Origin of the sequence: Arenibacter sp. F20364 (assembly GCF_023015905.1) — a bacterium.
Classification (GTDB): domain Bacteria; phylum Bacteroidota; class Bacteroidia; order Flavobacteriales; family Flavobacteriaceae; genus Arenibacter.
The window spans coordinates 35,287-59,007 of record NZ_JALKBD010000013.1 but is presented as its reverse complement, the minus strand read 5'-3'; the positions used below and the strand labels follow the sequence as shown (position 1 = coordinate 59,007).

The 23,721-nt window shown below is 38.1% G+C and carries 26 protein-coding genes; 10 read left to right on the top strand and 16 right to left on the bottom strand.

Annotated elements, in window-relative coordinates:
* Positions 1-49 precede the first annotated feature (49 nt).
* Both MWU84_RS12385 and sucC read left to right on the top strand, forming a co-directional pair.
* A complete protein-coding gene (locus tag MWU84_RS12385; RefSeq protein WP_246901798.1) occupies positions 50-688 on the top strand; it encodes an LON peptidase substrate-binding domain-containing protein in 639 nt (212 codons plus the stop codon).
* Between the two features lie 244 nt (positions 689-932).
* On the top strand, positions 933-2,126 hold the full coding sequence (gene sucC / locus MWU84_RS12380) for an ADP-forming succinate--CoA ligase subunit beta (protein ID WP_246901797.1): 1,194 nt from the start codon (positions 933-935) through the stop codon (positions 2,124-2,126).
* Positions 2,127-2,202: 76 nt separating this feature from the next.
* Here the strand turns inward: sucC and MWU84_RS12375 are convergent, their stop codons facing one another.
* Positions 2,203-2,571: a DUF1456 family protein gene (locus tag MWU84_RS12375; RefSeq protein WP_246901796.1), complete on the bottom strand. Its 369-nt coding sequence runs from the start codon at positions 2,569-2,571 to the stop codon at positions 2,203-2,205.
* Positions 2,572-2,695: 124 nt separating this feature from the next.
* Between MWU84_RS12375 and MWU84_RS12370 the strand changes: the two genes are divergently transcribed.
* Entirely contained in the window at positions 2,696-3,097 is a 402-nt protein-coding gene (locus tag MWU84_RS12370; protein WP_246901795.1) for a TerB family tellurite resistance protein, read from the top strand.
* A gap of 126 nt (positions 3,098-3,223) precedes the next feature.
* On the top strand, positions 3,224-3,649 hold the full coding sequence (locus MWU84_RS12365; RefSeq protein ID WP_246901794.1) for an Hsp20/alpha crystallin family protein: 426 nt from the start codon (positions 3,224-3,226) through the stop codon (positions 3,647-3,649).
* Positions 3,650-3,928: 279 nt separating this feature from the next.
* Here the strand turns inward: MWU84_RS12365 and uvrB are convergent, their stop codons facing one another.
* The 3 genes from uvrB to MWU84_RS12350 form a co-directional block, all read right to left on the bottom strand.
* Positions 3,929-5,917 carry an excinuclease ABC subunit UvrB gene (gene uvrB, locus MWU84_RS12360; protein ID WP_246901793.1) on the bottom strand — a complete coding sequence of 663 codons (1,989 nt, stop codon included), beginning with the start codon at positions 5,915-5,917 and terminating at the stop codon, positions 3,929-3,931.
* A 211-nt stretch (positions 5,918-6,128) separates the two neighbouring features.
* Positions 6,129-6,962 carry an ABC transporter permease subunit gene (locus MWU84_RS12355; protein ID WP_246901792.1) on the bottom strand — a complete coding sequence of 278 codons (834 nt, stop codon included), beginning with the start codon at positions 6,960-6,962 and terminating at the stop codon, positions 6,129-6,131.
* Between the two features lie 30 nt (positions 6,963-6,992).
* A complete protein-coding gene (locus tag MWU84_RS12350) occupies positions 6,993-7,892 on the bottom strand; it encodes an ABC transporter ATP-binding protein (RefSeq protein ID WP_246901791.1) in 900 nt (299 codons plus the stop codon).
* Between the two features lie 77 nt (positions 7,893-7,969).
* Here MWU84_RS12350 and MWU84_RS12345 point away from each other — a divergent pair, with 77 nt between their 5' ends.
* Complete coding sequence (locus MWU84_RS12345; protein ID WP_246901790.1) at positions 7,970-9,055, top strand: hypothetical protein; 1,086 nt, start codon at positions 7,970-7,972, stop codon at positions 9,053-9,055.
* Positions 9,056-9,231: 176 nt separating this feature from the next.
* On the opposite strand, the gene MWU84_RS12340 is transcribed toward MWU84_RS12345, so the two are convergent.
* The 8 genes from MWU84_RS12340 to MWU84_RS12300 form a co-directional block, all read right to left on the bottom strand.
* Positions 9,232-10,290 carry a nucleoid-associated protein gene (locus tag MWU84_RS12340; RefSeq protein WP_246901789.1) on the bottom strand — a complete coding sequence of 353 codons (1,059 nt, stop codon included), beginning with the start codon at positions 10,288-10,290 and terminating at the stop codon, positions 9,232-9,234.
* Between the two features lie 135 nt (positions 10,291-10,425).
* Complete coding sequence (locus tag MWU84_RS12335; RefSeq protein ID WP_246901788.1) at positions 10,426-10,923, bottom strand: plasmid pRiA4b ORF-3 family protein; 498 nt, start codon at positions 10,921-10,923, stop codon at positions 10,426-10,428.
* Positions 10,924-10,949: 26 nt separating this feature from the next.
* On the bottom strand, positions 10,950-11,984 hold the full coding sequence (locus MWU84_RS12330) for a COX15/CtaA family protein (RefSeq protein ID WP_246901787.1): 1,035 nt from the start codon (positions 11,982-11,984) through the stop codon (positions 10,950-10,952).
* A 119-nt stretch (positions 11,985-12,103) separates the two neighbouring features.
* On the bottom strand, positions 12,104-13,528 hold the full coding sequence (locus MWU84_RS12325; protein ID WP_246901786.1) for an HD domain-containing protein: 1,425 nt from the start codon (positions 13,526-13,528) through the stop codon (positions 12,104-12,106).
* A 2-nt stretch (positions 13,529-13,530) separates the two neighbouring features.
* Positions 13,531-14,100, bottom strand: a complete 570-nt coding sequence (locus tag MWU84_RS12320) for an L-threonylcarbamoyladenylate synthase (RefSeq protein ID WP_246901785.1) — start codon at positions 14,098-14,100, stop codon at positions 13,531-13,533.
* A 9-nt stretch (positions 14,101-14,109) separates the two neighbouring features.
* Complete coding sequence (locus MWU84_RS24430) at positions 14,110-15,930, bottom strand: CDP-glycerol glycerophosphotransferase family protein (protein ID WP_348647868.1); 1,821 nt, start codon at positions 15,928-15,930, stop codon at positions 14,110-14,112.
* Positions 15,927-16,613: a phosphocholine cytidylyltransferase family protein gene (locus tag MWU84_RS12305; RefSeq protein ID WP_246901784.1), complete on the bottom strand. Its 687-nt coding sequence runs from the start codon at positions 16,611-16,613 to the stop codon at positions 15,927-15,929. Before MWU84_RS12305 ends, MWU84_RS24430 begins: the two co-directional genes overlap by 4 nt.
* An 18-nt stretch (positions 16,614-16,631) precedes the next feature.
* Entirely contained in the window at positions 16,632-17,540 is a 909-nt protein-coding gene (locus tag MWU84_RS12300; protein ID WP_246901783.1) for an ATP-grasp fold amidoligase family protein, read from the bottom strand.
* A gap of 63 nt (positions 17,541-17,603) precedes the next feature.
* Between MWU84_RS12300 and MWU84_RS12295 the strand changes: the two genes are divergently transcribed.
* The gene (locus MWU84_RS12295; protein ID WP_246901782.1) at positions 17,604-18,428 is read left to right on the top strand and encodes a glycosyltransferase family 2 protein; all 825 of its coding nucleotides are present in this window, start codon (positions 17,604-17,606) and stop codon (positions 18,426-18,428) included.
* On the opposite strand, the gene MWU84_RS12290 is transcribed toward MWU84_RS12295, so the two are convergent.
* The gene (locus MWU84_RS12290; RefSeq protein ID WP_246901781.1) at positions 18,410-19,204 is read right to left on the bottom strand and encodes a glycosyltransferase family 2 protein; all 795 of its coding nucleotides are present in this window, start codon (positions 19,202-19,204) and stop codon (positions 18,410-18,412) included. The two genes, MWU84_RS12295 and MWU84_RS12290, sit on opposite strands and share 19 nt — an antisense overlap.
* Positions 19,205-19,536: 332 nt before the next feature.
* On the opposite strand from MWU84_RS12290, the gene MWU84_RS12285 reads away from it, so the two are divergent.
* Positions 19,537-20,175, top strand: coding sequence for an adenylyltransferase/cytidyltransferase family protein (locus MWU84_RS12285; RefSeq protein WP_246901780.1), 639 nt, complete (start codon positions 19,537-19,539; stop codon positions 20,173-20,175).
* Here the strand turns inward: MWU84_RS12285 and MWU84_RS12280 are convergent.
* Genes MWU84_RS12280 through MWU84_RS12270 form a run of 3 tightly spaced genes read right to left on the bottom strand, consistent with a single transcriptional unit; the run spans position 20,172 to position 21,969 of the window.
* On the bottom strand, positions 20,172-20,756 hold the full coding sequence (locus MWU84_RS12280) for a LicD family protein (protein ID WP_246901779.1): 585 nt from the start codon (positions 20,754-20,756) through the stop codon (positions 20,172-20,174). The two genes, MWU84_RS12285 and MWU84_RS12280, sit on opposite strands and share 4 nt — an antisense overlap.
* A gap of 6 nt (positions 20,757-20,762) precedes the next feature.
* Positions 20,763-21,143 (bottom strand): hypothetical protein, encoded by a 381-nt coding sequence (locus tag MWU84_RS12275; RefSeq protein ID WP_246901778.1) that lies wholly within the window; start codon positions 21,141-21,143, stop codon positions 20,763-20,765.
* A 10-nt stretch (positions 21,144-21,153) separates the two neighbouring features.
* Positions 21,154-21,969 carry a 2,3,4,5-tetrahydropyridine-2,6-dicarboxylate N-succinyltransferase gene (locus MWU84_RS12270; protein WP_246901777.1) on the bottom strand — a complete coding sequence of 272 codons (816 nt, stop codon included), beginning with the start codon at positions 21,967-21,969 and terminating at the stop codon, positions 21,154-21,156.
* Positions 21,970-22,071: 102 nt separating this feature from the next.
* Here MWU84_RS12270 and ruvX point away from each other — a divergent pair, with 102 nt between their 5' ends.
* From ruvX to MWU84_RS12255, 3 genes are read left to right on the top strand one after another with little or no spacing between them, the layout of a single operon-like run.
* Positions 22,072-22,485, top strand: coding sequence for a Holliday junction resolvase RuvX (gene ruvX, locus MWU84_RS12265; RefSeq protein ID WP_246901776.1), 414 nt, complete (start codon positions 22,072-22,074; stop codon positions 22,483-22,485).
* 1 nt (position 22,486) lies between these two features.
* Positions 22,487-23,077, top strand: coding sequence for a peptide deformylase (def, locus tag MWU84_RS12260; protein ID WP_246901775.1), 591 nt, complete (start codon positions 22,487-22,489; stop codon positions 23,075-23,077).
* Between the two features lie 57 nt (positions 23,078-23,134).
* A complete protein-coding gene (locus tag MWU84_RS12255; RefSeq protein ID WP_246901774.1) occupies positions 23,135-23,566 on the top strand; it encodes a DUF5606 domain-containing protein in 432 nt (143 codons plus the stop codon).
* The last annotated feature ends 155 nt before the right edge of the window (positions 23,567-23,721 follow it).

Here is a 23,721-nt window from a genome sequence, read left to right as displayed (position 1 = left end):
GTTCAGGTTTGATTTTTGATCTGTCCGTTGTAACTTTAAACAAAAACTTATGTTGTTACCTATGTTCCCTTTGCCGTCCGTTTTTTTTTCTGGCGAAATAGTGGCTCTTCATATTTTTGAGGAGCGCTACAAACAATTGATATCTGATGTTAGGGACAGGCCCATGAATTTTGGGGTTCCTGTTTATGTTGATGGGGAAATGGCATACGGAACGGAACTGGAATTAAAGGAAATAATTAAAACTTACGATAGTGGAGAAATGGATATTATTTGCGTTGGACGGCGCAGTTTTAAATTAAATACTTTTCAAAAAGTAATGGAAGGCAAATTGTACGCGGCGGGGGAAGTGGAATTTTTACCGTATTTTGATGACGGCGTTACTAGCTTGAGAGACAATGTGCTTAATCTTATCATTGAACTTTATGGTCTTATGGATGTGTCTATTTTGGGTCTTACAACCGAAAATTTTGATGTATATCAATTGATACATAAAATAGGGCTTTCGCTTGCACAAGAATACAAACTCCTGAAAATGACCTATGAAAGTGAACGATTATTATACATCAAGGCCCATTTAATCAATACCATTCAAGTTTTAAAACAGGTAAACCAATCAAAGGAAATGATTGGAATGAACGGCCATTTCAAGAATTTCGACCCCATAGATTTTAAGGATTTCAAAATTTAAAAGGAAAGCCTATTCCAAGAATTATGGAATAGAAATAGTTTTTCCAATGACCTGTGATCGGAACCTTTGCCATTCCGAAATGTATGTAATTTGAAAATCTTGGGCTGGTATTTTATTAATTTCTTTAGATAAGCCTGTTTGGTATTTATATTGATAGCACTAGTTGTTTTTCTGTTTTATTTAATTAGGGTAAATCCGCTGTGTTTCCTATTTTTGCAACTCAACAAATAGAACCTTCAATTTTATGAACCTTCACGAATATCAAGGAAAAGAGATTTTAGCGAGCTTTGGAGTACGCATTCAACGCGGTTTAGTGGCTTATAATGCCAAGGAAGCAGTAGATGCAGCCAAACAATTGACTCAGGAAACCGGAACTGGTTGGCATGTTATTAAAGCACAGGTACACGCAGGTGGACGTGGAAAAGGAGGAGGAGTTAAATTAGCGAAAAACTTGCGCGAGGTAGAAGAGATTGCAGGGTCTATCATCGGGATGAATTTAGTTACTCCGCAAACTTCTGCGGAGGGTAAGAAAGTGCATAAAGTTTTGGTTGCGGAAGATGTCTATTACCCTGGGGACAGCGAAACCAGTGAATTTTATATGTCCGTTTTGTTAAACAGGGCGGCGGGAAGAAATATGATTATGTATTCTACTGAAGGTGGAATGGATATAGAGGAGGTGGCAGACAAAACACCACACCTTATTTTTACGGAAGAAATAAATCCAGCAACTGGTTTATTGCCTTTTCAGGCGAGGAAAATAGCTTTTAACCTTGGGTTGTCCGGGACAGCTTTTAAGGAAATGACCAAGTTTGTTAGCAGTTTGTATAAGGCTTACGTGGAGAGCGATGCAAGTTTATTCGAAATAAACCCTGTGCTTAAGACCTCTGACGATAAAATTATGGCTGTGGATGCCAAAGTGTCCATTGATGATAATGCGCTTTATAGAAGGAAGCAGTATGCTGAAATGCGCGATCTATTGGAGGAGAACGCAATTGAGGTAGAGGCAAGGGCCGTAGGTCTAAACTATGTAGATTTGGATGGAAATGTAGGATGTATGGTGAACGGTGCCGGATTGGCAATGGCTACAATGGACCTTATTAAAATGGCCGGTGGTGAGCCAGCCAACTTTTTGGATGTAGGTGGAACCGCTGATGCCAAAAGGGTAGAGGAGGCTTTCAGGATTATTTTGAAGGATCCTGCCGTTAAATGTATCCTGATAAACATCTTTGGTGGAATTGTTCGTTGTGATCGAGTAGCTCAGGGAGTAGTGGATGCTTACAAAAATATGGGCGATGCCATAAAGGTGCCTATTATTGTTAGATTACAGGGAACCAATGCTGAATTGGCCAAGGAAATTATTGATAATTCAGGTTTGGCCGTGCATTCCGCAGTACAGTTTCAAGAAGCAGCTGATAAGGTGAAGGAAGTATTGGCGTAAGCCCAATAGAATACAATAAATTAAAAGGCAGTACTGTAATAGTGCTGCCTTTTTTATGTCAAAGAATTTAGGGTTGTCAGGACCTTTTTTTGTTTTTATATTTTACCGGACTTATGTCGTGGTCTATATTCTTTTTTTGTTGCTCTTTGAATCTTGGTTTTTGAGCAGCTTTGGCAAGGGATTCTTTTTTTGGTTTGGGCAAAGATACTTTGGGATCTTTGGGATTCTCCCTAGTACCGCGGTAATGTATCACCAATCCGTTTAAAAAATTCCGCAAAATTTGGTCTCCGCATTCTACATAGTTGGGGTGATCTTCTTTTCTGAAAAAAGCTCCCAGCTCGCTTTTGGAAATTTTAAAATCGACCAATTTCAAAATTTCTACTATTTCATCATCCCGCAATTTTAAGGCAACCCTTAATTTTTTGAGAACATCATTATTGGTCATAGGAAATATTTTTTCACAAGATATTACAAAAAAATAGGATGTGGCGCTAGTTTGGGAATACTTTCCTTGAAGCTAGGCAATAAATCAATCCGATTTAACGTAACTTAGTGTTAAACTGTAATTTATGAGTACCTATATGGAGAAGCTGGGCATAATTTCCCAAATGATTTCTTTTGCAAAAGCAGACAAGGAAATCAAGGATTCGGAGTATGATTTTTTGTTGGGAGTGGCCAAGCAACTGGAAATCGATAAGGAAACATTCGATTCCCTTTTTCATAAGAAAGTAGGGAAGGTCTTACTTAAATCCGAGGCGGAACGGATTCTTCAGTTTCACAGGTTGGTACTGCTCATGAATGTGGATCAAGAACAACGATTGGTCGAAATTGAACAGCTACACAATATAGGTCTGGGGTTCGGGCTTCCTCAGGCGGCTATTGAGCAGGTATTGACGGTAATGCACAATTATCCTGACAAGTTGGTGCCTCCTGCAGTCCTGATCAATATATTCAAAGCCTATAATAATTAGCAGTAAGATGACATAATGTCTGACTGTTGGCTTAAACATGCGCCATAATGACATAAAAATTGATTCGGTATAACATTTGTCCTTTAGTTCATGAAAATTTAAACAATAACTTAAAATATAAAAGTCATGAGTCTAGTAAAAAGAAATAATGTTATGTTTCCTTCATTAATGAATGAAATTTTGCGACCAGATTGGGTTGGTGGCGTAGATAACTTCAAAGACAGTGCACCCGCTGCCAATGTCAAGGAAACTGAAAGCGAATATCTATTGGAATTGGCCGTTCCCGGAAGAAAGAAGGAAGATTTCAATGTAGAAATCGATAATGACATTCTTACCATTTCTTCGGAGGTTAAGAGTGAAGAAAATAAGGAGGACGATGGTTATACCCGAAAGGAATTTACTTTTTCATCCTTCAAAAGAGTATTTAGTTTACCGGAAACAATATCCTTGGACAAGATTAATGCGACCTATGAGGATGGGATCCTAAAGTTTGTTCTACCTAAAAAAGAGGAAGCATTGCCCAAACCAAAAAGATTGATTGAAATAGGGTAAGCTTAAAAGTGATTGTGCGTTCCTTTGGATGCATAATAGATTGGTTGGTTGATTAGAAAAACGCTTTGAGAAATCGAAGCGTTTTTTGTTTTGGTTAAATTCTCATCCATGATAAAAAATGTCAGTTTTATATTTTATGCGTTAGCCCAGTGTTTCAAGAGCTATAGGTTAATAGAAATGCGATTACAATACATATCTCCCTCTTTTTTGGGGAAATTTCAGTTTAATACACTGAACTTTGGGTTGTGTACCTAAAAGTGGAAAGTGGTGGGATACCCTTTATTCCTGCTCCTGCAGCAATTTAATTTCATCCCTTAACTTTGCAGCCTGCATAAAATCCAAGTCTTTGGCTGCTTTTTCCATGGCCTTTCTTTTATCCCTGATCATTTTTTCCTTTTGTTCATTGGTTAGATACAATAAGTCGGGCTCTGCAGCCTTCATCTCTTCTTTTTCAAAATGATAGGTGGAGACAGAATTTTTAGCTAAAACGCTGTCCAGACTTTTGTTTAGCGCGGTAGGCGTTATATTATTTTCAAGATTATATGTGCTTTGTTTTTCCCGTCTGTAGTTCGTCTCGTCAATTGTTTTTTGCATGCTGTTGGTAATTTTATCCGCATACATTATTGCTTTTCCATTAAGATTCCTTGCAGCACGCCCCACAGTCTGGGTGAGGGATCTGGCGCTTCTTAGAAAGCCTTCCTTATCGGCATCCAATATCGCTACTAGGGAGACCTCTGGTAGATCCAGACCTTCCCTTAATAAATTCACTCCTATGAGTACATCAAAAACGCCTTTACGCAGGTCCTGCATTATTTCAACTCTTTCCAAAGTATCTACATCGCTATGTATATAGCGACAGCGAACATTTATTCTAGTCAGATATTTGGCCAATTCTTCCGCCATACGTTTGGTTAAAGTGGTGACCAATGTACGTTCATCCTTTTCCACTCTTACCTGGATTTCCTCTATCAGGTCATCAATTTGGTTCAAACTAGGGCGTACTTCAATAGTGGGGTCCAATAACCCCGTTGGTCTTATTACCTGTTCCACATAAACCCCTTGACTCAATTCCAGTTCGTAGTCTGCGGGTGTGGCACTGACATATATAACTTGATTTTGTAGGGCTTCAAATTCCTCGAATTTTAGCGGTCTATTATCCATGGCTGCAGGTAATCTAAAGCCGTACTCCACCAAGTTTTCCTTTCTCGATCGGTCGCCACCATACATGGCGTGTACCTGTGGAATGGTAACATGGCTTTCATCAACTACCATCAAATAATCTTTAGGGAAATAATCCAATAAGCAGAACGGTCTGGTTCCAGGTTCCCTACCGTCCAAATACCTGGAATAATTTTCGATTCCTGAGCAATATCCCAATTCCCGGATCATCTCCAGATCAAAATTCGTACGTTCTTCCAAACGTTTTGCTTCCAGGTGTTTTCCTATTTCCTTAAAATAGGCCACCTGTAGCACCATATCCTCTTGAATAAGATGAATGGCATTTTGTAGTACATCCGGGGAGGTCACGAACATATTGGCCGGGTAAATATTAAGTTGTTGGTATTTTTCCAGTATTTTGTTCTTGTAGGGGTCAAAGGCCTCAATTTCCTCAATTTCGTCCCCAAAAAAATGAATTCTAAAGGCATGGTCGGCATAACTCGGAAAGACGTCCACTACATCGCCCTTTACCCTAAAATTTCCGTTCCTAAAATCGGCAGTCGTCCTTGAGTACAAGCTTTGTACCAATTGATGTAAGAATTTTGTCCTTGGAATAACCTGGTCTTTCTCAATACTTATAACATTTTTCTGAAATTCTACGGGATTCCCTATGCCGTACAAGCAGGAAACGGAGGCCACAACCAAAATATCCCTTCGGCCAGATAATAGGGATGATGTGGCACTCAGGCGTAGTTTTTCTATATCTTCATTTATGGATAGATCTTTTTCTATGTAGGTGCCACTTGTGGGGATGTAAGCCTCTGGTTGGTAGTAGTCATAGTAGGAAACAAAATATTCAACGGCGTTTTCAGGAAAAAACTGTTTAAATTCCGAGTATAATTGTGCTGCCAAGGTTTTATTATGAGCCAATACCAGGGTAGGGCGCTGCACCTGCTCTATGACATTGGCAACGGTAAAAGTTTTTCCGGACCCTGTTACCCCCAAGAGGGTTTGATAACGCTCATCGGCTTCAAGGCCCTCTTTTAATTGTTTAATAGCTTGGGGCTGATCACCTGTAGGTTTAAATTCGGAAACAACTTTAAATTTCATGTGTACTTAATTCAGGAACTCCTATAGTTTTAATTTGATCTTTTCGATTGCTAGATTATGATCAAAAAAAAATCATCTTCGTTTAATGTCCTAAAATTAAGAAATAGCAAGCAATACTTAGATTCTTTGGCAACTATTTATGACCATTTATGCCCTATAAGACCATTACGGAAGTTATGGCAAGGGTATGGAGGCTTTTTGGATAGGTGTCTTATAGATCACGTTTTTTGAGCAATGCATAGGAAAGATAGATGAAAATCACGGTCCAACACCCCACTATCAAAATCTCATAAAAATGAACGGCATAGTCCTTGTTGAATTGCTCCCCAATTTGCTCGGCCATACTTTGTACCGCTTTAAACCTGGAGGCGGGCTCTTTGATCAGGTTGCTCATAGACTCCAAGGGGAGGAATTTCATAACCGAGGCAGAAGCTTCCTTGCCGGCCAGCCACCATACTAAAAATCTGATACCCAAATTTTCAATGGCAAACCAAATAATTAAAAAACCTAAGGCAAAGGCAGATCGCTTTACCAGTATACCAAGGAATAGGCAGAAGGAAAAAAAGCCTACCATCTTAATAAAATAGGCCAATAAATATTCCAATTCTGAAAATATAATCGATACCTCCGTAAAATCGGAATAGAAAAGTCCTAGGATCAATGAAACTATAAAAACAAAAAGGGTAGAGATGACCGAAAATGCAAAAACGGTAAGAAATTTTGAGGCTATAAATTCCTTCTTGCTCAGGCCGTCTATTAAATTTTGTTTTAAGGTCTTATTGCTATATTCGTTGGCCATCATGGATACAATGATTATGGCAAAAAAGAGCTTCAATCCACTGGCTATCCAAGTGTTCAAATGCCAAATGTATGGAAAATTGAAAATTCCCTGTTCGGCCACATGGAACTGAATGGGGCCAATATCAAACTTTATGGCGGCTATCAATGCCATGCAGAGGATAAGGACGAAATAGGAAATGATAAGGACCTTACTCGCGTTATTGTTCCATAATTTTATAAATTCGATCTGTAATAAACGTAACATATTTTTAGGCGTTTGAGGGTGTTATTGGGGTTAGTCCTTATGATTGGTCAGGCTAAGGAATTGTTCCTCTAAACTTTCTTTGCGTTTTACTAAGTGGGAGAGCACAATTCCATTATCAAATAAATCCTTGTTTAGAGTGGTCGCTTTCATTTCCTCTTTCAAAATTGCTGTTATCAAACCGTTTTCCTGCTTAATGGGGCCAAAACTGGCGTGGTTGCCCAAAAATGTCACTAAGGCAGCCTCGTCAACCGCCCTTAGTTCAAAGAAGCCATAACTGGTCAGCATTTGGTCTACCGGGCCCGAATAGAGTTTTTCGCCTTTTCTTAGGATAATGACATGGCTACAGACTTTTTCTACCTCGTCCAGCAAATGTGAGGCCAAGAGAATGGTAGTGCCCTGTGAGGCAATTTTTTTTATGATTTCCCTTATTTGGTGTATGCCTTGAGGATCTAATCCATTGGTAGGTTCATCCAAAATTAGTATTTCGGGATCGTTGAGAAGAGCCGAGGCAATGGCCAGTCTCTGTTTCATTCCCAATGAATAGGTTCTGAACTTACTGTTTTTTCGGTCCAATAGTCCAACCATTTCCAATTTTTCTTCAATTTTATCTTGGGAAACTTCCTTAATTTTGCAGACCAATTTCAGATTTTGTATGGCCGTCATATAGGGATAGAAATTGGGACGTTCAATAATAGCGCCTACTTTTTTAAGGGCTGCGTGGGTGGAAACGGTTCCACCAAACCATGAAAACTCACCTGCCGTTCTGTTTACTACGTTCAGGACGATGCCAAGGGTGGTCGATTTTCCACTGCCATTTGGGCCTAAGATACCGTAAACGTTGCCTTTTTCAATGTTAAATGACAGGTCTTTTACTGCGGTTAGATACCCAAATTTCTTGGTGAGGTGGTTTACGGTCAGTATAGTTTCCAAAATGGGATAGTTTTTTTGAATGTTTGTACTTACTTGACGAAGAAATCGTTATTTTGTTACAAATTAAAGTTTTTTCCATGTCTGAAAGATTAATGTCCAAGAAAAAGCCTGCATTTCCAGTCAATAAAAGATTGGATGCCTATTTGGAGCACTATAGTAGAAAAATTGAAATTCCAATTTTTTATGATGACCTATTGCGTTTTTCCGGTTCGGTGGTGGTTTATGATTCCAACGAGGAGGATACACTTTGGGTACGTGTGTATTACAGTGAGTTCGAAAGGGCAGAGATTGATTTAGCCTTAAAAAAAATATATTCTATTCTACATTACGATGGCAGCGATAGTATCTTTCCATTTTTAAATGTAGATTCCGTTGATTACTGCACCTTTGGGAATTCCAAGCCATTTAGGATTAAGGTAAGGAACATATTGAACGACATCTTTACCAATTTTTATGTAAAAAAGGCCGATGCCTCCAGGATTTATGGCTTGGAACTAGAGCATATGTTATCGCCATATAACCTTAACTTCTTGGTCTATGGGGATACTTTGATAGAAGAACATATTGCCGGTATTCCGGGGGATGTATTTATAAAGGATTTTTTGCCAAAATGTACGGAATCGGAGAAATCCCAGTTGGCGAAAGAATTTGTCAAGTTCAATGAACGCTGCATGATCCGACTATTGGGAGATATGCGATCTTATAACTACGTCATTGTTCCTACCCATGACTTTGACCATGTAGTCTACAAAATAAGGGCAATAGATTTTGACCAGCAGTGTTATGAGGGGAAACTGAAGGTTTATAGACCACAGTTTTTTAAGGAAAACTATCAAATGGTCATGCTGGTCAAAGAAAAGTTACAACGTAGTTCTGTGGACCAATACAAGATTGAGGAACGCTCCATAGTGGCCAAAAGAATTTTGAGTTCAGGGAATCGTATCAAACGGTTGATTTCTATTGTTAAGACAGATCATATATCCAATGAAGAGAATATTTCCTCCCTGGCCCAACATATATATGAGCTAACTTCGGATGTCGACTTTAAAACGTGCAAGACTATGGGGGAAGTATTGGCGCTTGCATTGGATTTTGTTAAAAGAAACTACCAAGACGTTAACGTGAAACAGATTATTGAGAACAGGATAGATCTTGAAGGTTGATCTATTTCATAATTGCAATTGAATATTGTTACAATCCCGTATTGCTGCAGTTGAAAGTTATTTAGGTGGATGTTGTGCATAAAATAAAATAAGGCCGAAGATTTAATACTTCGGCCTTGTGCGTTGTACTCCGAGGTCTTGGTTCAATGCATGGACCTGGTAGATAATGGATATATCTAACTTTTCTGTTCCTTGTTGAAGTAGACTAGGTAGTAGTACATTTGACGTTCCTCGTCCCAACCTTTTTCAACGAATTTTTGGGCAGATTCGGGATTGATAAAATCCAGTTTTATCTGGATATTGGTATCCAAGTTAATAACGTTTTTAATTTTTTTTCTGGCGTCGGAAACCGCTTTATTGGCTATGTCAAAAGTAGAGACATCCTCTATACTATATTTAGGCCCTTTTTCTACCTTGTAGTGCTTAAATTCAGGTATCAATTCCGGGTTTTCCATGACTTCGTTCAAGAAATTGGTTTCTTCAAAAGCGTCATTCTTGGCAAAATGATTCACAGCCCTGTTCATAAACAATACTTCCTGCTGCTTGTCCTCAGCAGGCAAGACCACATCTTTGGCAAAGTTCTGACAGAATTTCAAGTAGTTTTTGGTCTTAAAATTATCGTCGGAAAGTGCATCCACTCCTAGAAAATTTTCCAACCAGTATTTGGTGTCGTAGCGATTACTATCCACTGAAAGTACTTTATAACCTTCTTCCTTATCGGTATTGAAAATAAGACAACCCTTGTCCAGCTTATTGATGTTGATGCCTTGTTGCACCAAAATATCCAAGCTATTTCCCTTTTCCTGAAATTGAAGAAAATCGTGTTTAAGCTCGCTTTTGAATATGCCCACGGCATTCACTTTTACATTATCCAACATCAGATCGGTAAGGTAGGCTACGTATACTTCACCGCTTTTAATATGTGGGTGGTTCGATTGATCGAATAATTGTGTTGCTATTTTTTTCGAATTGGCGTGAAGGCTACTTGGCTCCTCAAAAATATCGGAAACAATTTTATAGACTTCATTAAATTCAACATCGGATTCATGCGAAAAATAATAGTAATTCTCCTCCTTTTCCCTAAAAGGTTTAAAAAAATATTCCTTTAATAGTCCCGTAGTTTCATCGTTGAGAGAAAATGGTTCTTCCGACAGAAAGATACCTTCGCTTTTATTTTTGTTTCCTACGCGATGTATGGAAATTGTTTCAATTTGGGTAGGGTATAAGTTGATCATGGATCTTGGAAAATATTTATGGGTTAACTTGTACTTAAGCCGCTGTTGGGGGCCTAAGTTAATTGTATTCTAAGATGGCCGCTTAATTGGCCAATTATTATATCCTACCACTTTAGGCAGGGGCAACTGGCATTATCAGTTCCAGTTTTCATCAAAATCCAAATCTTCATAATTATCCAAGGTATTGTCAAAATCGAATTCAGATTCATCTGCCTCAAACTTTTTTTCAGGTGGGGAGTCCGGCAATTCACCAAAACTGAAAAGTGTATTGGGATAGGCATGCCCATCTTCTTTTTCAACTATATCGGCCAATTCCACAAAGAAGGTCCACATGCTTAAAAAGTCATATACATAAATTAGTTTGGGGGATTGTTCAGTAAGAATGTCCTGTAAGAGAATCTGGTTCATTAAACGTACATCGGAGCCATTTTCACTCATGTCAAATAAGGCAATTTCCTCGTCCTGCCTCCACTCCTCATCACAGGTGTAGAAAGAAGCCATTTCATTTCCCAAAAAGCCAAAAGCTTGGGCAATGGCATTGTGAAGGTCTTCCATGGAATTGCCATCCTCTATTTCAATATCCCTAAAAATATCTTCCTCTGCATCTAGAATAATCCGTATTTTGTATATCATCGGGTACTTTTTTTGTGGAGGCAAAGTTACAAAGTTTTCATGGTTTTAAAAGCATTTAAAGCTTCCAAAACCAAATAGAATTGAAAACTGAACAAAACGGAAGCAAACACAAGATGTAGGGGCTGGGTGGCAAAAGGGAAATCCAAATAATACATGGCCATTCCGGAAACAACTTCCAAAAGCAGGAGTGCCAAAACCCATTTTATTTTGGAATAGCCCAGGTTCAAACTGTAAATCCTTATGGCGAGAAACAGGTTTAACAGTACTACTATAATGGAAAACGAACGATGTACGTAAAATGATAGTGTTGGATTATTGAGCCATTGGTCAGGAGCATTTTCGCCATAAAGGTCGGTTTGTATATCAACAAACTGTCTTACTTGGGTTCCCAATACTACTTGCACCAGTGTGGTTAAAAGCACGAAGATTATTAGATTTCTAGTTATTTTGTCCGGCTTTAAAGACTTTGTCTTAAGGCTTGTGGCATGAATCAAGTAGAGTATCAGTGCTACTATAAACAAGGCCATGACCATATGTATCGTTATTTTGGCCGGGGCCAAAACGGAATATACCACAGTGGCCCCAAGCCATGCTTGGAAACCCATTGCGAATACTACGACCCACGAAAGAATAGTGATGCTTTTCTCTTGCTTCCAGTAGGTAAAGGAGGCTATGGCCATTATTAAGGTTCCCAGGCCGGCCAGGGCACCAAATAACCTATTAATAAATTCAGTCCAAGTATGGAAAGGGTTAAAGATAGCGTAGTCATGCTTGGTGTAAGGCGCCCAATTAATGGCATCATATGTAGCTGATGTACTGAAACTTTCCTTGGCTACCCATAAGGCTTCGTCTACAATAATTACCTGACCTTTTTTAAATTCCTTTTCTGGCTGCCATTGTAATTCCGCAATATCGGTAGGTGGAATGTAATAACCGAAACATTTTGGCCAATCCGGGCATCCCATGCCACTCCCGGTCATTCTCACTACAGCACCGGCTACAATTACCAAGTAGACCAAAACTAAACTGATCTTGGCGATTTTTGTAAATTTTTTTTGCATTTGGATGTTTGAAAGAATAGTGCAAAATTACCACTCTTTTATTTAATTAAGGTCTGGGTAGGTCTTAATTTTGTATTGTAAAAAAGCTGATTGGTAAATCTAATTATGTCGTATTGGCATTAGTTTAAACTTAACCCCATTTCTTTGCCTTTTTCCAACATTAGGTTGTAAGCAGCATCGTATTCGTTGGGGATATCCCCTTCCAAAATAGCTTCCTTAATGGCTTCCTTGATCATTCCTATTTCCTTGGAAGGATTTAAGTTGAAGGTTTTCATAATTTCTTCACCACTAATGGGGGGTTGAAAATTTCTAATGTGATCCCGTTCCTCGACCTCTTCGATTTTTTGACGGACAATTTTAAAATTGTTCCTATACCTTTTTTGTTTTTTTGGATTCTTGGTAGTGATATCCGCTTCGCAAAGGGTCATTAAATCCTCTACATGGTCGCCCGCATCAAAAATGAGCCTTCGAACGGCGGAGTCGGTTACAAAATCCTCGGAAAGGACTATGGGCCTGGAACTCATAAGCACCATTTTTTGGACGAATTTCATTTTTTCATTTAAAGGTAGCCTTAAGCGTTTAAAAAGTTTGTAGACCATTTTAGAACCTACAAATTCATGGGCATGGAATGTCCAACCTATTTTTTTATCGAATTTTTTGGTAGGGGCCTTGCCAATATCATGCAAAAGGGCGGCCCAACGTAGCCATACATTATCGGTGTTCTCAGAAATATTGTCAACCACTTCCAAGGTGTGCCAAAAATTATCCTTATGTCTTTGGCCTTCAATTTCCTCAATACCTTCCAAGGCCACCAATTCGGGCATTATAAAAGGTAACAGACCGGTTTCGTGCAACAGGGAGAATCCAAGTGAGGGTTTGCTGCTGGACAAAATTTTATGTAATTCGTCCACGATACGCTCATTGGAAATAATTTTAATTCTTTCCTTGTTGTCCACTATGGCCTGTAAGGATTCAGGATGAATAACAAAGTTTAACTGGGAGGCAAACCTAATGGCCCGCATCATTCGCAAAGGATCATCGGAGTAGGTTATGGAGGGGTCCAAAGGAGTTCTGATCAATTTTCTTTTTAAATCCCCAATGCCATCAAATGGATCTAAAAGTTGTCCGTAGTCCTTGGGGTTAAGTGAAATTGCCAGGGCATTGATGGTAAAATCCCGCCGTTTTTGGTCATCTTCCAGGCTCCCATTTTCAACAACTGGTTTTCTACTGTCCCTATGGTAGCTTTCTTTTCTAGCTCCAACAAATTCAATTTCAATGTCTTGAAATTTGATCATGGCGGTTCCGAAGTTTTTAAAGATGCTAACTTCTGAGCTTCCAGGTAATTTTTTGGCGACCAATTTGGCCAATTCTATTCCACTGCCAATAGCTACAATATCAATATCTTTTGGAGTGCCCCTTTCCAATAAATAATCCCTTACAAAGCCTCCGATTACGTAAGAATCTAATGAAAGTTCCTTGGCGGCATCGGAAATGGTTGAAAATATCGGGTTGTTTATGGCTTCTTCGTGGTTTTTATTCGTCATTCTTACTCTCGGATCACTTTTACGGTACCATCATTACCGAGCATAATAATGGAAGATGGGGTGCTGTTAATTTTATCGCGGTCCAAATTTACTATATAGTCCACACCTTTTAAAATCTCATCCGGTATTTCTTTAAAACTTGTAGGAGTTGGTTGTCCGGCTATGTTGGCTGAAGTAGACACGATGGGTTTTTTAAATTTCTTTATCAGATACTGGCAAAATTGATCTTTTGCTACCCTAATGGCCAAAGTATCGTCATTGGCGATTAAATTTTTGGCTACTCCCTTAGGGGATTCATAAACAATAGTGGTTGGTTTGGTGGCAAGGTCCAATATATCGTAGGCCAGCTCCGGTACTGTTGTAACATGCTGTTCCAGCATAAAATCATTGGCCACCAAACAGATCATAGTTTTGGTGTTGGATCTTTGCTTTAGGGTATAAATTTTTTCTACGGCCGCTTCATTTGTCGCATCACAGCCAATTCCCCAGACCGTATCCGTAGGATACAAAATTAGACCTCCTTTAGTGAGAATATCAAAACATTGGTTTACCTCGAAAAGCAAATCTTTCATATTACTTTATTATCTTAAATTTCTTAATCTTTTTAATTCCTTGTATCGGGAATACACGCCCAATGCGTTAAGATAGCAGACGATAACCCCTTTTTTTCCGTCCAGTATACCAAATCTTAAAATATAATGGTTGAAAAATTTGTAAAATGGCCGGAAAACAAAGTGGTAAAAGTTGGGGTCATAGTCCTTTTTAAGTTCCTCTACCGCTTTCATTTGGCCATACTTTACCATTTTACCCTTATAGTCTTCGTAGTTCTTGAAGGAGTAATGAATCAGCTTGTTTTTAAGCACATCCGACTTTCCGTCAACAACCAATGTTTCGTGGACTATTCTTTCTTGTGTAAAATGAGCTTTACTTTTTTTGAACAATCTATAATTTTTATCGCTTTGCCAACCACTAAAGCGCAAAACCTTATTCTTGAACATAAAGGTCCTGTAAAAGTAATAGGCATCGGCTGTTGATTTTGAGGAATTCACGGTTTTCAGGATTTCATTTCTTAATAGATCCGGGACTCGTTCGTCCGCATCCAAGAAAAGTATCCAATCGTTGGTCGCTTGTTCCAAAGCAAATGATTTTTGATCCGTATAATTAACGAATGGGCGTTGGATTAACTTAACCTTGGGGTGTTCTTTTATTTTTTGGATGGTGCCGTCTGTACTGAAAGAGTCCACAACAATAATTTCATCAGCAAATTTTACGTTTTCCAAAACTGCATTAATATGGATATCCTCATTATAGGTAATAAGGATAGCGGATATTTTGCTGGTCTTTTCACCATCAAAGGGATTCTTTATCGGTTTTCCGAACATGGAATTAATCTTCAGCCTTCGGGCCAAAGACAGTTTCCTTTCTTCCGGTACCCCACGGGTTTCAATGTAATTTTTAACCGTATTAACCATTCTAAGGGCCGACTTCCCATCTTGGTATGGGTGAAATTGCATGTTTATATAGGCCCTTTCCACAGCGTGGGGGTCTAAATTAAAATTATTCAAAACTTTTTCCGTAAGACCTGTATAGGTATGGGAATTGTCCCACAATACCTTCGCAGCAATATTTTTAAAGGATATTACCGGTTTGTTCAACAGTATGAATTCATAAATTACGGAAGAAGTATCACTGACCAAGATATCTGCTTGTATAAGGGATTTAATAATGTTCTTGTCTTCCTTGAACAGTACATTGGGTGTCTTATTGGCCAATGCTTTGTATGCGCTTATCCATTTTTGTTCCATGAGGTCATGAAACTTAATTAGGATTACATAGCCGGTCGTTTCGGCAAGGTTTTTAATTTCCTGTAATAAATACGGAGCAGAAGTAAGGCTAGGGGAGAAGGTAGGGGCGTAAAGGATAATCTTATCCGTATTGTACATCTCCAATATGGCCTTTTTTTCAAAATCATATTTGTTTTTCTCCGAGCTGTATACATCCAATTTTGGCCAACCTGTCTCTATGACATCAAAATCTTGGTGTATTTTTTTTAGTTTATTGAATCTATGCGTGAAATAAGGTCCTTGGGTAAGATAAAGATCGAAGTAATGTCGTATCCTGAAATGTCCTTTTTTTTCACCGGCCAGTCCGTGAAAAACTTGGACTTTTAATCCGCGTAAGTAATAGGGTACTTCATTTCCCGGAACGAAAATGGCATCGCTATTATAGAGCTGTAAATCTAAAGTGCTTACTGTATAATCTTCGTTCTTAAAGGGAAAATTATCCAATAATTTTCCGGATATGTACCAAATAAAGTCATGCCCCTGTTCTAGAAGTACATCCCGGATGGGGGCAAGGATGCCAAAGGCATAGGCATTTTGGCAGAATAAAATTACCTTCATTTTCGAAATATGGTATTGGCATTATCCAAATCTTCTTTAAAGTCGACTTCCATACAGTTGTAATCGGAAATGTCCACGGCACTAATTTTAAGGCCGTCTTTTTCAATGGCCATTTCCAACCCTCTTTCAAAATAATCATTGTCATCACATTCTTCTAGCCTTGTGATAAAGCTGTTTATATCCTTGGCCGCGATGAAATTAATGCCCACTGCTTCTCCAAGTCCATTTTTCACCGTCTTGGATAGTTGATCTATAAAATTGTTTTTTAAAGTGTACTTAACTTCTTCATCTGCCACTTTACTGGTGTTTACAGCTACAAACGATTGATTTTTATCTATATAAGGCTTTAAGAATGACAATAGTTTTGCGTCAAAAACAACATCGCCATTAAGCCAAAGTACAGATTTGTCCCTGCTTTTCATTAAGGCTTTTAAAAGGCTTTTGGAAGTGTTGGTCTGATCAAAAAATGGATTGTAAATATAGGTGAGTTGTGGAAAGCGTTCCATTATTAAATCCTTTTTAAAACCAACAACAACATTTACATCGTGGATGTTAAAGGTTTCATCCAAATTGTTGACCTGCATCTCCATGATACATTTTCCATTTTTTAAAGGTGTCAATGGTTTGGGAAAGGGATTCCCCAGTCTTGATCCAATACCTGCTGCTAAAATGACAATTTTCATGAGTTTTTTAATTAAATGCTAGTCCGTAACTAGACTGGTTATATATTTTTGTCCTTTTGGAATCGCTGGTAGAACAAAGTAATCACCAATTATTTTGTTGTATTTCTCGGGTAAAAAGCTGTTCCTTGCATCAGAAGGGTAAAAGGTCATTTCACCAAACAATGTTTTTTCATTTATGGAGTAAAGGTCTACCCTGGTAAATGGGAGCTTATCCGCCAATCGCTGGGCTACATTTTTCATTTCCTCAAAGTTTACAGGCTTTTCAATTTCCTCCGGATAGAATGGAATTTTCTCGGTATACAGCTCTAGTTTCTTCCAGTCCATGTCATAATAGCATCTAGAATTCGTATTTCCTCTATCCAAGTCTATTTGAACGAATTTAGGTATACCATCAAAGCAAAAAAATTTGTAATCGATCAATACCTCCTTGCCCAATTCCGCTAGATATTTCTCTGCAATTAGTCTTGGTTTAACATCTTTGTAAGCCCACTCTTTTCCGCCTCTGAAATATTGATTTTTGGACATCCATTTTTTAAGCAGAAACCTGGCCTTTATTCTATTGAGTTTTTTTTTGTCCTTTACAATTAGGTTGAAATGATAGCCGTGGACACCCTTGATTACAAATTGATCGGGTAATTTGTCAAAATCAACTTCCGAACTTTTTTCATAAACAGCCAAGGTTTCATTTAAAAACTGCTTTCCAATTTTGTCCTCGACATAAGATTTGACGGCATATTTATCTACAAGCTGATTTAATATTTTTGGTCTGAAAAAAACTTTGTACCAGGATATCTTTTCATAAAATTCGATCGGCTGGTCAAAATCCAATTTTTTCCCGGAGTAATATTCGTAATAAATTTTAACGAAGGTCTTCTGGGGAAGAAATTTAAATTTCTTAAGAAGTCCGAATAATAATTTTTTAACCATAACCTAATGCAAAGATAAAGCAGGCCGCAAAGATATGTAAATAAAGGTTTATAATTTTGGAGGGTGAAGAATGTCAACCCTTCGATATCTGTTATTGTAAGTACTTATAATTCCGAAGAATGGTTGGAAAAGGTGCTTTGGGGTTTTCATTTCCAAAGTTTTAAAAATTTTGAGGTGGTCATTGCAGACGATGGCTCCGGTCCTAAGACCAAGGAGTTGCTTCGGGTCATGGAGGATGCCGTTTCTTTTCAAATTGTTCATGTTTGGCAGAAGGATGAGGGTTTTCAAAAATCCAAAATATTGAATAAGGCTTTGAAGGCCTGCAGTGCCGAATATATAATCATGACAGATGGGGACTGTATTCCCAGAAATGACTTTGTGGAAGTACACCTCCATAATTGTGCGCCAGGTTACTTTTTATCCGGGGGATATTATATGTTGCCCATGCATATTTCCACCCTGATCGGTAAGGAAGACATTGAAAGGCAAAATTGCTTTAATATACATTGGCTTACATCCAATGGTATCCCCAAGAAATTCAAGAACAGTAAATTAATGGTAAGGGGTTATGTTTCCAAGGTCTTAAATTCCCTTACGCCCACCAATGCCAGTTGGAACGGTCACAACTCCTCTGGTTGGAAAAGAGATATTCTTAAGGTAAACGGTTTTGATGAACGAATGCAATATGGGGGACAAGACAGGGAGTTGGGAGAAAGATTGAGGAACAGTGGTATAAAGGCCAAACAGTTGAGGTATACTGCCGTTTGTGTGCATTTAGATCACAAAAGAGGATATAAGACCTCTGAATCAATCACTAAAAATAAGGCCATAAGAAAAGAGGTCAGAATTTCCAGATGTTCTTGGACTCATTATGGCATAGCCAGATAATGGGCAAGTTCGTTCTTTTTCCAAAGCCGCTTTAATTCCTTATACCTTTCATAATCGCCCAAGGCATTTAAATAACACACGGTAATACCTTTTTTTCCGTCCAGAAAACCAAGTCTAAGAACGTAGTTGTGAAAAAACTTCCACATAGGTTTAAAGATTAATGGAAGATAATAGAACTTCTTTTCTTTATAAAATGCCTCTTTGGCTTTTAATCGCCCATATTTTAGCATTTTTTGTTTGTAGTCGTTATAGTTCTTATAGCAAAAGTGCACCAATTTTTCCTGTAATATTCCCGATGTCCCATTAACGACAAGCGTTTCGTGAACAATTTTTTTGTTGCAAAAACGAGCTTTACTTTTTCTGAAAAGTCGATAATTTTTATCGGTTTGCCAGCCACTGAAGTGCAAACGACGGTTTTGGAACATGAATTTCCTATAAAACCAGTACGCACAATGATCAGATTCCTTTTTTGCCTTATCCTTGATCTCTTTCTTTAATTTATTTGTAACAACTTCATCCGCGTCCAGAAAAAGGACCCAATCATGGCTGGCCTGTGTTAAGGCAAAGGATTTTTGGGCTGTGTAATTCACAAATTCATGTTGGATAACTTTTACCTTGGGATGTTCGCTCAGATACTGATAAGTACCATCTGTACTATAGGAGTCCACAACTATAATTTCATCCGCAAAATCAATTGAATCAATGCATTTTTGAATGTAACCCATTTCGTTGTAGGTGATGATTAAAGCAGATATTTTTTCTTTGGTATCGGGCATGTAATTACATATTTGACTATTGCTTAGATAGTATTTTATATAAATAGTTGCGTCTTTATTGTAGGAATTTATCCTACTATATATATAACTTAAAATATGCCATTAAAGTATCCCGAAATCTAAAAAGGTTATCTTCGGCGGTGAGTGATGCCAGTAAAATTATGCCATGGTGCATTAATAACGGATAATTAATTTTTAGATTCTATTTTTCATGATTTCCAAGTTTAGGAGGCTGTTTTATCCCAAAATAATTATTTATTGACAATAAATTCTTACTCCCAAACGTTTGACTATCTTTGCTGGCTTTAACTATTCTACTGATTTATAACTATATGACAGAGGCTTATCTACAAATTCTAATATTAAAATATCCGAATTGGAACTTTCACGTGGACCAAGATGATCGTGTAGAACTATTGATCAGTTGTAAGTCTGAATGTAAAGATGCCCTAGCGGAAATGTTGGAAATTGTTAGAAATATAAGTGTCTTTTTTAATGACAATGATTATGTCATAAAACTTAAAAAAGGAAATACCCTCGCCGTAAAGGTAAAGAGAGCAAAAAATATCAAAAAGTATAAGAAAATGTATACTTCCGGATGTTTTGATATTTTTCACTTTGGACATCTCAACATTCTTAAAAAGTCCAAAGAAATGTGTGGATACCTAGTAGTAGGTGTTTCTACAGATGAGCTTATAGCAAAAGAAAAAGGTAGACCGCCTGTTATTCCGTTCGAGGAAAGAATAAAATTGGTAAAGGCCATTAGTTATGTAGATGAAGTTATTCCCCAAGTGGATAAAAATAAACAACGTATCGTGGATGAATATAATATTGATGCCATCTCGGTAGGGGATGATTGGAAAGGAAGGTTTCCAAAAACAACATGCCCTGTGGAATACGTGGCTTATACGGCCAATGTCAGCAGTACAATTCTAAAAGAAACATTGCAACTGCAGGCCATAGAGTCTTAGGCCAATGCATTGTCATCCTTGGAAGTATCCCAATTCTTTACAGGTGTTTGCCAGTCTCCATACCTGTAGGTAAGATACTCGTCCGTTAGGGCGGGGGTTTTATACTGGAAGCCTTTAAATTCCAAGCTTCCAAAAGATTGGTAGAACTGCGTAGGGACATATTTGGTCTTATTGTCTATTTCCCAATAGCTATTTCCATTTTTGGGATATTTTATAAAAACATCCAAACAAACCGCCCCTTTCAAAAGTCCAAAAAATCGTTTTTCCCTTATTTTGATCATTCGAATATCGCCCTTGGCAAAATAATCAGTGGTACTATTAAAATATCTGGTCCTGACTCTATATCCGGCATTCCTTAATTTAGTGTAAAAATCCTCTAGCTTTTCTATTTGATCGTGGTTAATGGAAACATCAATATCATTGTCCCAGGGTAAAAGTCGGTTCTCCCTTCTAATACCTAATAAGGTACCTCCTTCGATCCAATAATCAATATTACATTGGTTGAATAGGGTAGCTACATTTTGAAGCATTCTTTCGGCTATAACTTTATTCTTACCTTCAAGTGTTATGTTATAGGCCATATGTGCTTAATCTAAATTATTTCTTAGGAAGGTATCCAACCCATCAAGATTGTCCTCTTTTTTATAGTGATAGGTCTTTATGCCTACAGAAATTGCAGAGTTTTTGGCATCTTCATTATGTTCAAAATAAAGCACATCACCCGGTTGTAAATTAAAGTGATTCAGCATTTTAAGAAAATATGCCTTATCGGTCTTGTTGGGATTATGTTCCAAACTAAAGACCTCATAAGGCATATTTACAATTCCATAGGTAATACATTCTTGTTTATTGGCATTTGTTAAGATGATTTTGGGATTGGGAAAAGCGTCAAGCAATTCCTTCAAATCGCGATCTATCCCGTTTATAGTAACAAATGTGTTCCAAGCATCTACAAGAATTGTTTTCATTATTTAGATTTTAAACGGCAACGTCGTATTCCCTTAGAGCATCATTTAGGGACGTTTTTTTGTTGGTGCTCTCTTTTCGGGTGCCAATGATCAAGGCACAGGGCACTTGATAATCACCTGCCGGAAATTTTTTGGTATAACTTCCTGGGATAACCACAGACCTTGCAGGTACCAATCCTTTTCGTTCTACTGGTTTGTCGCCCGTAACATCTATAATTTTTGTTGAGCCTGTAAGTACCACATTTGCTCCCAAGACGGCTTCCTTTTCTACGCGTACACCTTCCACAACAATACATCTCGATCCAATAAAGGCATTGTCTTCAATAATTACAGGAGCTGCTTGTAATGGTTCGAGGACCCCACCAATTCCTACACCGCCACTCAGGTGGACATTTTTTCCTATTTGTGCACAACTACCTACGGTTGCCCAAGTGTCTACCATAGTACCCTCGTCTACATAGGCTCCGATATTTACATAACTAGGCATTAAAATAGTACCAGCGGAAATATAAGATCCGTGTCTGGCAACCGCATTGGGAACAACGCGTATTCCTTTTTCGGCATAACCTCTTTTTAAGGGCATTTTATCATGATATTCGAAGATTCCCGCTTCCAGGGTTTCCATTTTTTGTATCGGAAAATAAAGTACTACAGCCTTTTTTACCCACTCATTTATCTGCCAACCGTCCGTGGTAGGTTCTGCACAGCGCAATTTACCGTTGTCCAAAAGATCTATGACTTCCCTTATAGCGGTTTGAGTTGGTGTTTCTTTAAGTAGGTCCCGATTTTCCCAAGCGGTTTCTATTGTTTTTCTTAGTTCTTTCATCTTAAATAATTCAAATTTTAGCAAATATAAGAGCTAGTGGGTAATTAACCTTTTGTTTTTGCACTTATAACAATTTATCCCTTATTTTTGCAAAAAATTTGTGTGGGAAGGATTGTAGCATTGGATTATGGAAAGGTACGGACGGGAATTGCAGTTACGGATGAATTGCAAATAATAGCTTCTGGCCTGACCACCGTTGATACAAGGCAACTTTTGAATTTCCTAAGGAAGTATGTTCAGGAAGAGAAGGTGGAAAGATTTGTGGTCGGGGAGCCAAAACAAATGAACAACCTTCCGTCTGAATCCGAGGAGTTGATCAAGCCTTTTTTGAGAACTTTGGAAGGTGTTTTTCCACAAATTCCGGTAGAGCGCCAAGACGAGCGCTTTACCTCTAAAATGGCATTTCAGACCATGATAGATAGTGGTCTAAATAAAAAACAAAGAAGGGATAAGGCCTTAGTGGATGAAATTAGCGCCACTATTATCCTTCAGGCATATTTAAATAGAAAACAGTAGTATGATATTACCTATAGTTGCATACGGGGATCCGGTACTTAGAAAGGTAGCGGATGATATAGACCAGGATTACCCCAAATTTGAGGAATTGGTGTCCAATATGTGGGACACGATGTACAATGCCAATGGGGTAGGTTTGGCCGCACCCCAGATTGGCCTTCCCATTAGGTTGTTTTTAGTGGATACCACTCCATTTTCGGAGGATGAAGAGCTTACGGAAGAGGAGCAAAACGCATTGAAAGGGTTTAGGAAAGTTTTTATCAATGCCCGTATAGAGGATGAGACGGGTACGGAATGGGATTTTAACGAGGGGTGCCTTAGTATTCCGGATGTTCGGGAGGACGTTTCCAGAAAAGATACCATTACCATATCCTATATGGATGAAAATTTTAAATCCTATAAGGAAACCTACGATGGACTTTTGGCCAGGGTAATTCAACATGAATATGACCATATAGAGGGCATATTGTTTACCGATAAATTATCCTCCTTAAAAAAACGCCTTTTAAAGGGTAGGTTGACCAATATTTCCAAGGGAAAGATAAAGGTGGAATATAGAATGCGCTTTCCCAATATGAAAAAAGCACGTTAAAACAATTTCTATTATAAACAAAAAGTAGCATATTTGCCGCTGAAATTAATATAACAGATGGGTTTAAATAAAATATTATCAATTGCAGGTAAGCCAGGTCTTTTTAGATTATTGACACAAACGCGTTCAGGTTTTGTGGCAGAATCCTTATTGGATGGTAAAAAAGTTACCGTAAGTTTTAAAAACAATGTAAGTGTCTTATCTGAGATTGCAATCTATACTTTGGAAGAGGAAGTACCGTTAAAAGTGGTATTCGAAAAAATCAAGGAAAAGGAAGATGGTGGAAAAACGGCGGTTAGCCATAAAGATGATAAGATAAAACTGGAGGAATATTTGTTTGAGGTGCTACCTAATTATGATGAAGACAGGGTTTATGCCAGTGATATTAAAAAGATCATTCAATGGTATAATTTGTTACATGAGCATGGGATTACAGAGTTTGCGGACGAGGAAGAAAAAGAAGAGGAAGCTTCCAAGGAAATTGAATAGATTTAGCAGACACAATGCAAGAACCTTCGTTTACGAAGGTTTTTTTTTGCCCTATACTTTATTTACTCCCCACTGCATGAGGCCGAAATACGTCACCTTAAATAAAAATCGTCCTCCATTTAGCTGCTGTGTTTTGTTGTTGGTCTAAATTGTTG